The organism is Alloacidobacterium dinghuense, assembly GCF_014274465.1.
In the GTDB taxonomy this organism is placed as follows: Bacteria; Acidobacteriota; Terriglobia; order Terriglobales; family Acidobacteriaceae; genus Alloacidobacterium; species Alloacidobacterium dinghuense.
Window position 1 is genome coordinate 1,519,418 of record NZ_CP060394.1, and the last position, 16,389, is coordinate 1,535,806.

The 16,389-nt window shown below is 54.9% G+C and carries 9 protein-coding genes; 5 read left to right on the forward strand and 4 right to left on the reverse strand.

Annotated elements, in window-relative coordinates:
* Nucleotides 1–32: 32 nt before the first annotated feature.
* On the reverse strand, nt 33–1,736 hold the full coding sequence (locus H7849_RS06160; RefSeq protein ID WP_222439775.1) for an NAD-dependent malic enzyme: 1,704 nt from the start codon (nt 1,734–1,736) through the stop codon (nt 33–35).
* Between the two features lie 28 nt (nt 1,737–1,764).
* Entirely contained in the window at nt 1,765–3,489 is a 1,725-nt protein-coding gene (poxB, locus tag H7849_RS06165; RefSeq protein ID WP_186745024.1) for a ubiquinone-dependent pyruvate dehydrogenase, read from the reverse strand.
* 548 nt (nt 3,490–4,037) lie between these two features.
* Here poxB and H7849_RS26735 point away from each other — a divergent pair.
* The 5 genes from H7849_RS26735 to H7849_RS06185 all read left to right on the forward strand — a co-directional run bounded on the left by H7849_RS26735 (nt 4,038) and on the right by H7849_RS06185 (nt 13,695).
* Nucleotides 4,038–5,258 (forward strand): DPP IV N-terminal domain-containing protein, encoded by a 1,221-nt coding sequence (locus H7849_RS26735; protein ID WP_251106643.1) that lies wholly within the window; start codon nt 4,038–4,040, stop codon nt 5,256–5,258.
* The gene (locus H7849_RS26740; RefSeq protein ID WP_251106789.1) at nt 5,156–6,310 is read left to right on the forward strand and encodes a prolyl oligopeptidase family serine peptidase; all 1,155 of its coding nucleotides are present in this window, start codon (nt 5,156–5,158) and stop codon (nt 6,308–6,310) included. The genes H7849_RS26735 and H7849_RS26740 overlap by 103 nt, the downstream gene beginning before the upstream one ends.
* Nucleotides 6,311–6,329: 19 nt before the next feature.
* Complete coding sequence (locus H7849_RS06175) at nt 6,330–7,442, forward strand: tetratricopeptide repeat protein (protein WP_186745026.1); 1,113 nt, start codon at nt 6,330–6,332, stop codon at nt 7,440–7,442.
* Nucleotides 7,443–7,651: 209 nt separating this feature from the next.
* Nucleotides 7,652–11,560 carry a TonB-dependent receptor gene (locus H7849_RS06180; protein WP_186745028.1) on the forward strand — a complete coding sequence of 1,303 codons (3,909 nt, stop codon included), beginning with the start codon at nt 7,652–7,654 and terminating at the stop codon, nt 11,558–11,560.
* Between the two features lie 263 nt (nt 11,561–11,823).
* On the forward strand, nt 11,824–13,695 hold the full coding sequence (locus H7849_RS06185; RefSeq protein WP_186745030.1) for a glycoside hydrolase family 127 protein: 1,872 nt from the start codon (nt 11,824–11,826) through the stop codon (nt 13,693–13,695).
* Between the two features lie 112 nt (nt 13,696–13,807).
* Here H7849_RS06185 and H7849_RS06190 read toward each other — a convergent pair whose 3' ends face one another.
* Both H7849_RS06190 and H7849_RS06195 read right to left on the reverse strand, forming a co-directional pair.
* Nucleotides 13,808–15,397, reverse strand: coding sequence for an aldehyde dehydrogenase (NADP(+)) (locus H7849_RS06190; RefSeq protein WP_186745032.1), 1,590 nt, complete (start codon nt 15,395–15,397; stop codon nt 13,808–13,810).
* A gap of 65 nt (nt 15,398–15,462) precedes the next feature.
* Nucleotides 15,463–16,383, reverse strand: a complete 921-nt coding sequence (locus H7849_RS06195) for a dihydrodipicolinate synthase family protein (RefSeq protein WP_186745033.1) — start codon at nt 16,381–16,383, stop codon at nt 15,463–15,465.
* Nucleotides 16,384–16,389 lie beyond the last annotated feature (6 nt).

Here is a 16,389-nt window from a genome sequence, read left to right on the forward strand (position 1 = left end):
CGGGACCCTCTCACATCTTTAGATGATGATCGCTATGCTTCTTTATGCTCGTACGACTCGTATACCGGTTCCCAGATGTTGGAGTCGAGTTCGCGGCTGAGGGCATTCTCATCCGCCACTTGTGCCTGCCTATCTTTGATCGCTTGTTTGCCGACGGCTTCGGCGATGGAGCGACCGAGGCTGCGGGCTTCTGCGATTGGGGGCAGCAGGCTGCCTTGTTTATTTGTCTGCGTGGGGAGGTGTCTTATCAACTCTGTGGCAGCGGCCTTGACCATCGTGTCGGTGACGTGTCTGGATTTCGAAGCGATGATTCCGAGCGCGAGCCCAGGAAAGATGTAAGAGTTGTTTGTCTGAGCAACATGAAACGTTTTGCCATTCACGTTTACCGGTGGGAAGGGACTTCCGGTGCCGATGAGAGCGCGGCCTTCTGTCCAGTCCATCAGATCCTGTGGAGTGGCTTCGCTGCGTGAGGTTGGGTTGGACAGCGGGAAGATGACGGGCCTGGCTGTATGCTTCGCCATTTCGCGGACCGCCTCTTGCGTAAAGGCTCCCGTTTGACCGGAGACACCGATGAGGACAGACGGTTTTACGTTCCGGACTACATCAAGAAGAGAGATTTCTCCGCTCGGCGGCCGCCAACTCTGCACTTCCTGATCTTTGCGCGCATAGGGTCGCTGCTCAGGATGTACATCTTTTGTGCTCTCGGTAATCAGGCCGTAGCGATCGATGGCGTAAAAGCGGCTGCGTGCTTCTTCTGGTGAGAGACCCTTGTCCTGAACGAATTGCGCAAGCAAATTCGTGATGCCCAGGCCCGCGCTTCCGAAGCCCACGACGACAATTTTCTGCTGCTCTAGTGGAACGCCGGTGACATTGACTGCGGAGACCAGAGTGGTTGCCGCGATTGCTGCGGTGCCTTGAATGTCGTCGTTGAAAGTGCAGAGCTGGTCTCTGTAGCGAGCAAGGAAGCGGGCGGCATTCGCGCCGGCAAAGTCTTCAAATTGCAGCAGAACATGCGGCCAGCGTTTCTTCACAGCATTCACGAAGGTATCGACGAAATCGTCGTACTCCTGGCCGCGGACGCGATGATGTCTCCATCCGACGTAGATGGGTTGCTTCAGTTTTTCCTCACTGTCGGTGCCTACGTCGAGCAGAATCGGCAGGCAGTGCTCGGGATGAATGCCGCCGAGGGCGGTGTAGAGCGCCATCTTTCCGATGGGAATGCCCATACCGCCTGCGCCCTGATCGCCGAGGCCGAGAATGCGCTCACCATCACTGACGACAATGCTCTTGATCTCGTCGTAGCGGGGATGACTGAAGATCTGCTCGATGCGGTCTTTGTTTGGGTAGCTGAGGAAGAGTCCGCGTGGCTTTCGCCATATCTCACTGAAGCGCTGGCAGCCTTCACCAACGGTTGGCGTGTAGACGAGAGGCAGCATCTTTTCTACATTGCGGACCAGCAATGCGTAGAAGAGCGTCTCGTTCGCGTCCTGAAGATCGCGGAGAAATGCATACTTGGCGAAGGGGGTTGGCTGTTCGTCCAATACCTGCATGCGGCGCTCAATCTGCTCGTCGAGATCCCCGATATGCGGAGGCAGCAGGCCGTGGAGGTGAAATACGTCACGTTCGTGATCCGTGAAGGCTGTACCTTTGTTGAGGCGTGGAGAATTGATGAGGCTGAATCCGGAAAGTGAAATCTGACGAGTTGCTGCGGGGGCTGTCGCAAATTGCGTGCTCATTTCCATTCCTCCTGAATCCGGCTATCTTTTAGCGGATAAGGTTGGTCTTGGCGAGATCGATCACTTCATTGCCGCGTCCGCTCAGAACGCAGCGAATCATATAGAGACTGAAGCCCAATGCCTGTTCGAGACTGATCGTTGGCGGCATCGAGAGTTCTTGCCGGTTCACAATGACTTCGACTAACGCCGGGCCATTATGCGCGAGCGCGCTGCTCAGGGCTGGGCGCAGCTCCTCCGGCTTTTCCACGCGAACGCCGAAGATGTTCGCTGACTCTGCTAGTTTCGTAAAGTTTGGATTGACCAGATCGGTGCCATAATCGACGAGACCTGCGGCTTTCATCTCCAGTTCGACGAAGCCTAAAGTGCCGTTGTTAAAGAGCACCACTTTAACTGGCAGGTTGAGTTGTTTGAGCGTCAGCATATCGCCGAGCATCATCGCGAGGCCGCCGTCCCCGGAGAGCGTGACGACCTGCCGCCCGGGATGGCTCGCCTGCACGCCGATCGCATGGGGCAAAGCATTTGCCATGGATCCATGCGTGAAGGAGCCGAGCAATCTGCGCTTGCCGTTCATGGTGAGGTAACGCGCGGACCAGACCACGGGCGTGCCGACATCACAGGTAAAGACTGCATCGTCCGCGGCAAGTTCATCGAGAGTTTTTGCGACGTATTGGGGATGAATCGGCGTTCGTCCAGGCTCGCCCACTGCGAGGTCATCGAGGCTCTTACGCGCGTCCTTATAGTGGTTGAGGCACAGGTCGAGATACGAGCGATCGGACTTGTCGTCGAGCAGCGGTATTAACGCATTGAGCGTGTCCTTCACGTTTCCGATCAGACCGAGATCGACGGGCGTGCGTCGACCAATTTGTTCGCCGAGCCGGTCTACCTGAATGATCTTTGCGTTCTTCGGAAAGAACTGCGTGTAAGGGAAATCCGTGCCGAGCATGAGCAGCGCATCGCAGTTCATCATGGCGTGATAGCCGGAAGAAAAACCAAGCAGGCCGGTCATGCCCACGTCATACGGATTGTCGTACTCGATAAACTCCTTGCCGCGTAAAGCGTGCACGATCGGCGATTTCAGATGTTCCGCGGCTTCGATGAGTTCGCTATGAGCGCCTTCACAGCCTGCTCCGCCAAGAATGGTGACCTTGCGCGCATTGTTGAGAATGTCGGCGGCGGATTTGAGCTCACTGCTGGATGGGCGAAGGACAGAGTTGGATTCTTCGATGCCGAGCGAAATTGCGGGTGCGGGGCATTCGCGCAGCGCCACATCGCCGGGAAGAATGACCACGGCAACGCCTTGCTTCGTGATTGCCGTGCGCATGGCAATAGCCAGGACGCGCGGCATCTGTTCCGCTTGCGAGACCAGCTCGCAGTAGTGGCTGCAATCTTTGAAAAGGTGGTCGGGACGCGTCTCTTGAAAATAGCTGCTTCCGATCTCGTGGCTGGGAATCTGCGCGGCGATGGCAAGCACCGGCACGCGGCTGCGTTGACAATCAAAGAGCCCATTGATGAGGTGAAGATTGCCGGGGCCGCAACTGCCCGCACATACTGCCAGCTTTCCGGTAAGATGGGCTTCCGCACCGGCGGCGAATGCGGCCGCTTCTTCATGGCGCATATGCAGCCAGTCGATGCCTTTGGTTCTGCGGATGACATCGGTCAGGCCGTTGAGAGAATCTCCAACTACGCCGTAGACACGCTTTACGCCTGCATTCACGAGTGTTTCGATAAATACTTCGGCTACCTTCCTTGGCATGCGCTTAACCCTTCTCTATTGAAAGTTGTCGAGATTGTCTGCTGATCAGCAAGTCAGGTTGTCTAGAGGGAAGATGACGGGAAAAATGGTCTTTGAAGGAGCGATATTCGGCTGGATCTCGCGAGTATGGATGACGCCTATAGCGCAACGGATGACGCATGGATGGTTCTCCGTGTGGAGATGCTTGCTATTGCTGAGTGCTTGAAGCGTATTTAGTGGAGCCCGGTTGTGACATCACCCTCGGATTGGTGTCATCTGTTTTGGGGTAAATCGCGTTTGCTCTCTCAAGTTGCAGATAGCGTGAGCAATGACATGAATTTTAGTAGCTCAAAAGCAAAGCCGAAATACCAAGACGAGGAAAATGTGGATTACCCATTTGGGTAAGTATTTTCCGTCGTTCCTAGGCAGTTTTCTTCTTATGGTGGTGAAGGGGATGGCAGGTTTTGTCGCAGGTGGAATGTATACAAAGATGTATACTCCATCCCCGAGACGAAATTGCGAGTTGAACTGTGTCACTCCTCGCCAATCGAGGGTTCACTGGAGGATGAATGCCGAAGAAATGCTGGATGCTCTCTTGTTGTTTATTTGCCTGGTTAGGTTTTGGGGCCGCATCGATTCACGCTCAGGTAACGCGTGCGGACTATGAGCGCGCTGCTCAATTGCGGGACAAATATAAGGGGCTGGCGCTGAATATTGTGGAATCGCCGAGCTGGGTCGAAGATACGGACACATTCTGGTATCGCAAAACGGTTGAAGGCGGCCACGCATTCGTATTGGTGGATGCGAATACGAAGATAAAAAAAACCGCGTTTGACCATGACAAGCTGGCTGCTGCTCTCTCGGAGGCGGATGGGGAGAAGTACACGGGAGTTACTCTGCCCTTCGCGCGCTTTCGGTATGTTGACAAGCAAGTGGCTATAGAGTTTGTTCTGAAGAATCATCGATGGCACTGCGACCTGATCAACTATGCGTGCACAAAACCTGAGCCATTACGGGCTGATGACCAGGAATACGAGAGCGATGATGATTACGACAATACGCCGAGAGCGATTAACAACGATACGCGTGCAGAAGCGTCGCCTGATGGCAAGCTGGAAGCGTTTGTAGAGAACTACAACGTTTTTGTCCGCGAAAAAGGGAAGGCGGACAAGACTGCACTGAGCACGGATGGCTCGGAGGACAATTATTACGCCTACGGTACTTTGGTCTGGTCGCCGGACTCACGGCATCTGGTCGCTTACCGGATTCGGCCCGGCTACAAGCGCGAGGTGCACTATGTGGAATCGTCGCCTGCGGACCAGTTGCAGCCGAAGTATTCGATGATGGTCTATCCGAAGGCGGGTGATGTGCTGGCGCTGCCGCAGCCGGTGCTCTTCGACGTGCCATCGAAGCACGAGATTCCTATCGCCAACAGCCTGTTTCCGAATCCATTCGAGTTGTCGCCCGCTGTCTGGTGGAAAGACAGTCGCGGCTTTACTTTTGAGTACAACCAACGCGGGCACCAGGATTATAGAGTGATCGAGGTGGATGCGGCGAGTGGGGTGCCGCGTGTCCTGATTGATGAGGAGAGTAAGACCTTTGTTGACTATCGTCCACTTGTGCCTGACCAGTTCGACACGACGGCAAAGAGATCGTGTGGGCCTCAGAACGGAGCGGATGGGAGCATCTGTATCTCTATGACGGCAAGACAGGAGAGGTCAAGAATCAGATCACGAAAGGCGATTGGGTGGTGCGTAATGTCGATCACGTCGATCCCGAGAAGCGAGTGATCTGGTTTGAGGCTAGCGGCATGGAAGCGGGTAAGGATCCGTACTACATGCATCCGTATCGGATCAATTTCGATGGCACGGGAATGACGCCGCTTTCAAAGGAGGAAGCGGATCATCGCGTCGTCTTTTCGCCCGATGGCAAGTTCTACATTGATACGTGGTCGCGCATTGATCTGCCACCTGTCATGGAATTGCGGACGGCAGACGACAAGGCGGCGATGACAGTCGAGCAGGGCGATGATCATAAGTTGATTGACACTGGATGGCAACCGCCGGAGGTGTTTACAGCGAAGGGGCGCGATGGAAAAACCGACATCTGGGGTGTGATTTATAAGCCAGATCATTTTGACCCGGCAAAGAAATATCCCGTTATTGAGTCGATTTACGCAGGGCCGCAAGGGTCGTTCGTGCCCAAGTCTTTCGGGCCTTGGGCACAGCCCCTTACCGAACTTGGCTTTGTGGTGGTGCAGATTGACGGCATGGGCACGAACAATCGCTCCAAGGCGTTTCACGATGTGGCCTGGAAAAATCTGAAGGATGCAGGCTTTGAAGACCGCATTCTCTGGCATAACGCGGTTGCGACGAAGTATCCGTGGTACGACATTTCGCGCGTTGGTGTCTTTGGCACTTCTGCCGGAGGGCAGAGTGCCATGGGCGCGTTGTTGTTTCATCCTGAGTTCTATAAGGCGGCTGTTTCCAACAGTGGATGCCATGACAACCGAATGGACAAAATATGGTGGAACGAGCAATGGATGGGATGGCCGGTTGGACCGCAGTATGCTGCGTCATCGAATGTAGACAATGCGTACCGGCTGCAAGGTAAGCTGCTTTTGGTGGTGGGCGAGATGGACAAGAATGTGGATCCCTCGTCGACATTCCAGGTTGCAAATGCCTTGATCAAAGCAAATAAGCGGTTTGATCTGCTCTATGTTCCTGGTGGGGGCCATGGCGCAGGCGGTGAGTACGGTCAGCGGTTACTCGCGGATTTTTTTGTCCACAATCTGCTTGGCGAGGAGCCGCCGGATTGGAATCGTTTGTCGGGGACAAAATAGCGCGACCTGAAAGGTGCGGGTGACAGGGAAGCGAGTCTCATGGTGCGTGCTTTGGCTGGTGCCTGCGCTTGCGGCGCAAGGGCAGGCACCGCCGGGCGCGCCTGCACAGTCATCGCTGCCTCCGTCGCAGAATAGCCAATTGTCAGAAGGCGAGACGGAGTCGCGTCTTGGGACGGCTCTCACCCGCGAGGGCAGGTTTGCAGAGGCCATTCCGCACCTCACAGCAGCAAGAGGGCGGGTTACGAACGAATACGCGGTCAGCTTCAATCTAGCTTTGTGCTACCTGGGCCTTCGTCAGTATCAGCAGGCTATCGATGTCCTCCAAGGTTTGCGCGCCAATCAGAAAGGTACGGCGCAAGTGGAGAATCTGCTGGCACAGGCATACATGGGCGTTGATCAGCCGGAGAATGCGCTCGCGGCGCTCCGTCGTGCTGCCAGTCTCACACCGCTGGACGAGAAACTGTACACCTTTGTTGCCGATGCCTGTACGGATAACAAGGAGTACGAGCTTGGTTTGCGAGTGGTTGGAATAGGATTGCACCACCTGCCCTCGTCGGCGAGGCTGCACTATGAACGGGCCATGTTTCTCGCCCGGCTGGACCGCTTTGAAGAGGCGAAACCAGAATTCGAACGTGCTGTCGCACTGGCGCCTGAAAGTGACATCGCCTATCTGGCAAGCGCTCAGAATCTGCTGTTTCAAGGAGATGTCCAATCTGCCATTCGGACGGTGCGAAAAGGCATCAACAAAGGGCATCACGACTATGTTTTGCAGGATCTTCTGGCGGAGGTGCTGATTCACGCCGGAGCAATGCCAGGGCAACCGGAGTTTGTTGAAGCTCGCACTCTGCTCGAAAGCGCGGTAGCCCAGAAGCCGGATTATTCGACTGCTCAGATTGCATTGGGCAAGCTTTACCTGATGGAGGGCAGGTTCAATGAGGCGGTAACGCATCTGGAGATTGGCCGACGGCTCGAACCGCAGAACCCGGCAGTCTATTCCAGCCTGGCGGATGCCTATCGCCGGTTGGGCGAGGAGCAGAAGGCCCATGAGATGTTGGATCAACTGAAAGTGATATTGCAGAAAGAAGGCCAGTCCGAGCCGCATAACCAGCAACCGGTCGAGCCCGATCAATAAGCAAATTTTATTCCTCGAAAAGGTACAAAATTAAATCTTGCTAAAAATACAAAAATAAATACATAATTCTGTACCTTCGATTGATGACTGAGTTTGGCAGCGAAATTCAGCCAGAGCTGCAGGCCAGGACAGAAGGGCAACGGAAAAAACTCTTACGAGAAGAGACAGAGGCAGCCGGGAAAGCGTTTCCCCGGAATTTGGAGGATCAGATGCATCGCTTAAAAAACAACTGTAAATTGGTGAGCCTGATTGCCGGCTTGATCTTCAGTGCAGTCATTTTTACGCTGACAGCACGCGGACAAAGTGGATCGCAGGGAAGCGTCATTGTGACGGTTCAAGATCCTACCGGAAATCTCGTGCCGGGGGCACACCTCGAACTCATAGACGTTTCAACGAATGACATTCGATTGGCTGAAACCCAGGACAGAGGGAGCTATACGTTCGTCAACCTGAATATCGGGACGTACAGGCTCACTGTCTCAAAGAGCGGTTTTGCTCAGCAGGTGTTTGAATCGGTCATCATTCATTCAGCGCAGGTTACGGATGTAAACGCCTCATTGAGGATTGGGCAGGAGAGTCAAACAGTCCAGGTGACAGAGAGCGCTACGCCGGTTCTGGAAACGTCGTCGAATGCGATTGGCACGGTTGTGGATATGAAACAGATCCAGGACTTGCCGGTGGCTGATCGCGACCTGTCATCGCTGGCTTTGATCACGCCGGGATACAACGGAACGTGGAACGGTCTGCCCTCCATCGATCAGGGCAGTAACATCGACGGCGTGATGGGCAGCCCTAGCCGTATGAAGTTCACGGGGAATGCGTCGCCCGCGGTAACGGCACGGCTCGAAGACATCGAAGAGATGACGATCCAGACCGACCAACTTGCGTTGAACTCCGGCTTTGGTCAGTCGAGCATGCAGATCAATTTTGTAACCAAGCGCGGCTCAAATCACTTTCATGGTGGAGTCTTCGGAGATTTTCAGAACTCCGGTTTGAATGCGAACAGCTGGACAAACAATGCAGCAGACGTCCGGAAGGATAAGTTCATTAAGAATAGTTTCGGCGCTAATGCGGGGGGGCCGATCCTGCATGACAAGCTCTTCTTCTTCGGCAGCTTCGCTTTTACCAAGGAGCCGGCCACAATCACCGCGTTCAATAACGTTTTTACGCAGGGCGCCCAGTCGGGCAATTTCACGTATATCGGAAGTGATGGACAAAGTCACACGGAGAACCTGTTTCAACTGGCACAGCAAACCAATCCCAGCCTGCCTACTACGTTGAATTCGGCAGTATCATCACAGCTGCAGACGATCAACAAATCTCTGTCGGGCGGTAGCGTTTCCAGCAGCTCTGATCCGAACTTCAGCACTGTGCGCTGGAACGTTGCCTCGCCGACCACCTACTATTTCCCGACGGTTCGCGTGGATTACAGTCTCTCGCAAAAGCTGCGCATGTATCTTGCCTGGAACATGACGCAGCAGACGCAGCCAAGTGTCAATCCGCCGAATTTCCCGGGTTCGGATTTCAGCGATCAGACTACCGGCAACTGGACTCGGAGCTACATTGCGTCTTATGGCCTGGATTGGATCATTTCGCCTTCGCTGATTAATCAGTTCAAAGCGGGCTTTCTGTACAACGCAACCAAGTACTCGTACAACGCAAAGCCTCTTTACGCAACGGAGCCGACGGTTGCCTGGAACTTTAATAGCTATGGCTCGACCAGTTCGACCTGCAACAACAACGGCATGTCCGGTCAGTGCTATCAGACACCCATAGGTCCCTACTATCCCGTCTTCAATGCGTCTGACTCCGTTACGTGGCAACATGGAGCCCATAATTTCGATTTCGGTTTCTCCTGGTATCGCGAGCAGGATCACTATTGGAATGGACCTCTTGGTTTTCCAGCCTACAACCTCGGTCTGTCTACCGGCGACCCTGCCTTGCAGGCTTTCAACGCAACCACGTTGCCGGGAGCAAGCACGCATTCTCAAGCAGAGGCTCAGCAGCTCTACGCGGTGCTTACAGGAAGAATCGGTGGTGGTTCGGGTACACAAGCGGTGAACGGCACCTTTGCCTACAATCCCAGCACCGGCTCATATTTCAACGGAATCGGTTCCTATAACCTCAATGAGCTTTCCAAAGCCTGGGGCGTATTTTTTGAGGACTCCTGGCACGTAACGCCAAACTTCACACTTAACTACGGTCTGCGCTGGGACTTCACAGGCGATAACCACGATCTGACCGGCGCTTATCACTCCGTCTCGCCCAGCGGCATCTTCGGGCCATCAGGAATCGGAAACCTATTCAACCCAGGTTCGCTGCAGGGCGACATGAATCCACAGATCATAACCCAACCCCACGCCTACAGCCCCTGGAATGTGTCCCCGCAGCCAGCGATCGGCTTTGCCTGGAATCCTAAGGGCGATGAGGGTGTGCTGGGCAAGCTCTTTGGCGACGGCAAAACTGTTATTCGAGGCGGCTTTAACCTGCGGCGCTTTACCGAGCCATATCAATACTTCTGGGACGCGGCCTCGGACTACGCTGCATTCTTCTACCAGACGTTCTATCTCAATGCGAACAACACCGGACAGTCCGGCACATTTACGCCTGGCAGCCTTGCCCTGGGCGGCAATCTGCCAGCATATGGGTTGGCTCCAGCTACGTATCAGAAATCTGAAGCGCTGTCTGATTTCACTTTCCAGAATTCCGTGGGAACAAACGGCATTAACCCCGGGATCAAGCAGCCCTACAGCCAGGCGTGGAACTTCGGTATTCAGCGCCAGCTGGGGAACTCGCGCGCCATTGAGATCCGCTATAACGGCAATCGCACCGTTCATCAGTGGCTCAATTTGAATCCGAATGAGGTCAACATCTTCGAGAATGGATTCCTCAATGAGTTCAAGAATGCACAGACAAACCTTGCACTCAATGGCGGAACCTCGTTTGCGTATAACGGCATGGCTGGCCAGAAGCCGCTCCCGATCTTCAATGCGGCCTTTGCCGGTGAATCCTCCGGCGGCCCAGGCGTCCCGCTGGCAGATTATTCCAACAGTCAGTTCATTACTTATCTGCAGACCGGACAAGCTGGAGCCATGGCCAACGTGCTTGCGGGCGTGAACGGCACGGCTCCGTACTTCTGCAATCTCGTAGGTTCAAGCTTCGCTCCCTGTGTCACCAACGCTGGATACACTGGCGGCGGCGCAGGCTATCCCATCAACTTCTTCCAGGCCAATCCATATGCTGCCGGAACATCCACAGGCTACATGACCGCGGCTGGCTACTCCAACTACAACGCGTTGCAGGTAGACTTCCGCCAGAATGCGTGGAGCGGCCTGCAGTTTGATGCCAACTACACATGGAGCCAGTCACTGGGGCTTTCAACTTATAACGACTGGACCTCTGCGTTTGCGGCGTATACACTCCGCGATCTGGCAAAGAGCTATGGGCCCTCCCTCTTCGACCTGCACAATGTCTTCCACTTCAGCGGGACATATGACCTTCCCTTCGGTGCGGGCAAGCCGTTCCTGAGCTCAGGGCACCTCGTCGATAAGATGCTGGGTAACTGGACCGCGGGAACAATTCTCACTTTCCAGAGCGGCGCTCCCTGGCGCTTAACTGGCGGCTACAACACTTTCAATGACTACGGTGATGGCGGTATTGTGCTCAATGGAGTCACGTCATCGCAGCTGCAGCATTCGATCGGTGTGCACCACATTACACCCGCTCAGAATGGAGGTACTCCGGCGACCTTTGTTGACTTTATTGATCCGAAGTATCTGGCTAGTCCGACGGGTGGAGCGAACCCAACGTTCATTACGCCGAACACGACACCCGGTACCTTTGGCAGCATTATCTATCTCCACCAACCGCATACTTTCCAGAACGATGTGTCTTTGACCAAGGCATTTCCGATCAAGGAAAACCTCCGCGTCAGGTTTCAGGGTGAGTTCCTGAACGCCTGGAACCATCCTCTCTTTGGGAATGGGGGCAGCGGAAACACGTATTACAACGGAAATATCCAGGGCACCAGCTTTGGAACCGGCACTGAGCTGAATCAATTCACCACGCCGTCATATACACCGCGTCAGATTGAGTTGCGCGTGAACGTCGACTTCTAGCCATCCACTTGAACGAAGTGGTACTCCTAGCCGTGGGAGCGAAAGCTTCCGCGGTTCTTTTTTCTCCGGCTTACTGGATGAGGGGCGTTCCGATGATGCTTTTAAAAGGCGCACGAGGAGACTCCTAAAAAATAGAGTTCAATTTTGTATACAAGAGAACGGCATCCGATGTATATAGAAGATAAAGGGCCGAAGATATGAGTTCTCTTACCCGCCGACATTTTCTTGCCTCGGTTTCCACCGCTGCTGCAGGTACCGTTTTAATGCCAAAGAGTTTGACCGCATTCGCTCAGGATGCGGTTGCCGATGTCCCGCGAAGCAATCGTGCCGGCGGTTATGAAAAGGTTTTCTGGAAGGCAGAGCCTTTCCCCATGACGGCGGTGCGACTGCGCAGCGGGCCGATGAAAGACGCGCAGGAGATCAATCTTCGCTATATCAATTCGATTCCGAATGACCGGTTGCTGCACATGTTTCGCGTGACTGCGGGACTGCCTTCTACTGCGGAACCATTAGGTGGATGGGAAGAACCGAAGTGCGAGCTTCGCGGGCACTTTGCGGGTGGACACTACCTTTCGGCGTGCGCGCTGATGTATGCGAGCACTGGCGATGAGGGGATTCGGGATAAAGGCAATGCTCTGGTTGTAGAACTGGCGAAATGCCAGAAGGCGAATGGCTACTTGGGGGCGTATCCGGAGGATTTTTACGACCGGCTCAAAAATCACCAGAAGGTCTGGGCACCGTTTTACACGTACCACAAGATCATGGCGGGCCATGTGGACATGTATGTTCATTGCGGCAATGAGCAGGCGCTCGGGACCGCAGAGAAGATGGCGGGATGGGCGAATGACTGGGCAAAGCCTATCAGTGACGCTGACTTTCAGAGAATCCTGAATGTTGAGTATGGAGGCATGCAGGAGGTGCTGTTCAACCTTTATGCCCTTACTGGCAAGGAAGAATATGCGCAGCTAGCCCAGGGCTTCAGCAAGAAGAAATTTTTCGATCCGCTCGCGGAGGGCGAGGATGATCTGGCTGGCATTCATGCCAATACGCATATCCCACAGGTGATTGGCGCGGCTCGTGGATATGAGCTGACGGGCGATGCACACTATCACGAAATTGCCGATTACTTCTGGCATCAGTGCGTGGGGCACCATACGTACGCGACCGGCGGCACGAGTAACGGCGAGTTCTGGCAGGCTCCGGATAAGTTGGCAGACCAGCTTGGGCCGGCAGCGGAGGAATGCTGCTGCAGTTACAACATGATGAAGCTCTCGCGCCACGTTTTCGGGTGGAATCCTGATCCGAGAGTGATGGATTACTATGAGCGGCTCCTGTTCAATGTGCGGCTCGGCACGCAGGATCCGGATGGAATGCTGATGTATTACGTGTCACTCAAGCCTGGATTCTGGAAGACGTTTGGAACACCCTACAATGCGTTCTGGTGCTGCACGGGGACCGGCGTTGAGGAGTATTCGAAGACGAACGATTCGATCTACTTTCACGATGACAAGAGCATTTACGTGAATCTCTTTATCGGTTCAGAGGTGGACTGGAAGGAGAAGGGCGTACGTCTGGTGCAGGACACGAACTTCCCTGAAGAAGAGGGAACGACGCTGACCTTCAAGGCTGCGAAGGCAACGCCGCTGGCGCTGAAGATTCGGACTCCTTACTGGGCGACAGAAGGAGTTCAGATCAAGGTCAACGGCAAGGTTGAGAAAGTAGAGACGGCGCCGAGCAGCTATGCCGAAATCAAGCGGACGTGGCATGACGGCGATAAGGTGGAAGTTGCGTTACCGATGCATCTGCATACTTCTCCGCTGCAGGATGATCAGACGCTGCAGGCAGCGATGTATGGGCCTCTGGTGCTGGCCGCAGAGATGGGCAAAGATGGCCTGACGAAGAAGATGATCTACGGCGACTATGGACCTGATGAAAAGCACGAGAAAGTTCCTTTGCCAGAAGTGCACGTGGCTGCGAATGAGCCGACGAGCTGGTTTGAGAAGGCGCCGGGTGGCGGGTTGAAATTCCAGACTGTGGGACAGAGCCAACAGATGAACCTCATTCCGCTATACAAACTGCTGGATGAGCGCTACAGCGTCTACTGGAAGGTGAATCCCAAGCCTGCGCAGGGCTGAGCGCTGGCTGAAGCCTGTGGTCGACCGACGGACATGTTCAACAAGTATCGTGATCACAGGGTACAAGTGATTCAGTAGGCTAAGTTGAGCGCACGGGTATCGGTTGAAATCTCTAGGAAATGGCTTCGGTCGTCATCTTGCCATTGAGCATACGTAAAATTCCCAGCGGATTCTGATTCTTCAATTCCTCAGGAAGAGCTGATTGCGGCAGGTTCTGGTAGCAGACGGGGCGCGAGAAGCGGAAGATTGCTTGACTGCCGACGGACGTTGAACGGCCATCCGATGTGGCAGGATATGGGCCCCCGTGCACCATCGCGTGGCAAACTTCTACTCCAGTTGGATATCCATTGAAGATGACGCGGCCGACTTTACGCTCAAGGATGGCGATCAGGTCTTGATTCGCAGACAGGTCTTCTTCGGTGCCAATGAGCGTTGCGGTGAGGTGTCCTTTGAGCGCGTGTGCCGCCTGGAGTAGTTGCTCGCGGCTGCTGGAACGGACGAGGAGCGTTGTGGGACCGAAGATTTCTTCTGACAGCGAGGGATTGTTGAGCACTTCTTCCACATCTGCTTCGAAGAGCGCGGCGGTGGTGGATGCGGGTGCTGGCGCTGGCTGTACCGTCGAGGCTGTTACGACCTGGGCATAGTCCGATTCTCTTCGCTGCGTCAGTCCTCTTTGGTATTGCGCGGCTATGCCGGCGGTCAGCATGGTGAAAGCGGGAAGATCGGCGGCGCGCTTGCGCAATTCTTCGACGAGATTTGAGGACTCGGCTTGCGTCGGCAGAAAGACGAGTCCGGGCTTTGTGCAGAATTGGCCTGCTCCTAATGTGTAAGAGACAGTGAGGTCGGCAGCGATCTTTTCGTGTTGTTTGAGTGCTCCGGGCAAGATGAAGACCGGGTTTACGCTGCTCATTTCGGTGTAGCAGGGGATGGGATCGGGTCGGGCGGCGGCGAGGTCCATAAGAGCGCGGCCTGCTGCGAGCGATCCAGTGAAGCCTACGGCTTTGATGAGCGGATGTTGCACCAAGTTTTGGCCGACTTGAATGCCCGCATCGAAGAGCAGCGAGAAGACGCCTTCGTGCAAGCCGCATGCGGCGATACTCTCGCGGATTACGTTGCCGACTAATTCGCTGGTTCCCGGATGCGCTGGATGTGCCTTAACGATGACCGGATTGCCAGCAGCCAGTGCTGATGCCGTGTCTCCGCCAGCAACGGAAAACGCCAGAGGAAAATTGCTGGCGCCAAAGACGGCGACGGGACCAAGCGGCAAAAACATGGAACGGATGTCAGGCTTGGGCAATGGTTTGCGCTCGGGATCGGCGGTGTCGATGCGCGCCGTGACCCACGAGCCTTCTTCAGCGACGTCGGCGAAGAGACGAAGCTGGTTGGCGGTGCGGGCCACTTCTCCCTGAAGACGCGGAATCGGAAGCGCCGTCTCCTGATTTGCGCGTTGCACCAGGTCATCCGCGATCGCCTGGAGGCCGTCGGCGATTCTGCGCAGAAATGCTCCGCGTTCGCGGCCAGAGAGTCTGCGGTAGCTCGAGAAGGCTGCCTCTGCCGAAGTCGCAGCGTGGTCTACTTCCTCGATCGAGGCGGAGAAGTAGGTGGGCTGAAGGCGCTCACCTGTTGCAGGATTTGTGCCTTGAAACGGTGCTCCAGACTGCAAGCCGCGCGTGGAGCCGAGAAATGATGTGCCCTGGAGCATAGCTTTTTCCTTGTTATGTTTTGCACTCTTACCTCAAGCGTTACTTGAGGATGTTCTAGGAGATGTTAACGACTTGCGCCTGCGAATACCGCTTCTTCAATCATAGGCCGACTCTTGAGCGCTTCGGTCAATACCTGCTTTGTCTCGGTGAGCTCGTCGCCGGTGATTTCTAGGCGCGGCGCGCGTACACGGGCACTGCCAACGCCGACTTCTTGTTGAACGAATTTGATAAGTTGGATGAATTTTGGGACAGTATCCATGCGCAACAAGGGTAGGAACCAGCGGTAGAGTTCGAGGGCCTCCTTGTGCTTGCCCTCGTATGCGAAGTTGAAGAGAGCGACTGATTCGGCAGGCATGGCGTTGACGAGTCCTGCGATCCAACCAGTAGCACCTGCGGCTATGCCTTCGACGATGGCGTCGTCGACGCCGACGAAAATTTTCAGGCGATCATTGAGCAGCGCGCGGATGGCTGAAACGCGGCGCACATCGGTGCTTGATTCCTTTACGGCGTGAAAGTTGGCGTGCTCGGCGGAGAGTTCGGCGATCTGTTCAGGTAAGAAATCAGTGCCGTAGGCGACGGGGTTGTTATAGAGCATGCACGAAAGAGGCGTGGCGCGAAAGATTGTCGCGATGTGGGCCTTCGTCTCGCGCCAATCACCGCGATAGACGTAAGGCGGTAACACCATCAAGCCGGAGCATCCGTTATCGGCTGCGGTTTTGGCGAGGGAAACGGCCTCGGCGGTTGAAAGCGCGGAAATAGCAGCGACGACCGGCACACCTTTCACAGTTGCGACGATGTTTTTGAGGATGGAGACCTTTTCGTCCGGGGTTAGCGTTGCAGCTTCGCCCAGCGAGCCGAGCATCACCAATCCTGTACAGCCATTTTCGATCATCCAGGTTGCGTGTTTTGCCATGAACACGTGATCGATATTCAGCTTTTCGTCGAAGGCGGTTGTCATTGCGGGCATTACGCCGAACCAGTTCATTTGTGT

Excerpts from the sequence above, each read along its gene's own strand:
- H7849_RS26735 (WP_251106643.1), top strand. The coding sequence starts at position 4,038 with ATGCCGAAGAAATGCTGGATGCTCTCTTGTTGTTTATTTGCCTGGTTA.
- H7849_RS06180 (WP_186745028.1), top strand. The coding sequence starts at position 7,652 with ATGCATCGCTTAAAAAACAACTGTAAATTGGTGAGCCTGATTGCCGGC.
- H7849_RS06195 (WP_186745033.1), bottom strand. The coding sequence starts at position 16,383 with ATGAACTGGTTCGGCGTAATGCCCGCAATGACAACCGCCTTCGACGAA.
- H7849_RS06185 (WP_186745030.1), top strand. The coding sequence starts at position 11,824 with ATGCCAAAGAGTTTGACCGCATTCGCTCAGGATGCGGTTGCCGATGTC.
- poxB (WP_186745024.1), bottom strand. The coding sequence starts at position 3,489 with ATGCCAAGGAAGGTAGCCGAAGTATTTATCGAAACACTCGTGAATGCA.
- H7849_RS06160 (WP_222439775.1), bottom strand. The coding sequence starts at position 1,736 with ATGAGCACGCAATTTGCGACAGCCCCCGCAGCAACTCGTCAGATTTCA.
- H7849_RS06190 (WP_186745032.1), bottom strand. The coding sequence starts at position 15,397 with ATGCTCCAGGGCACATCATTTCTCGGCTCCACGCGCGGCTTGCAGTCT.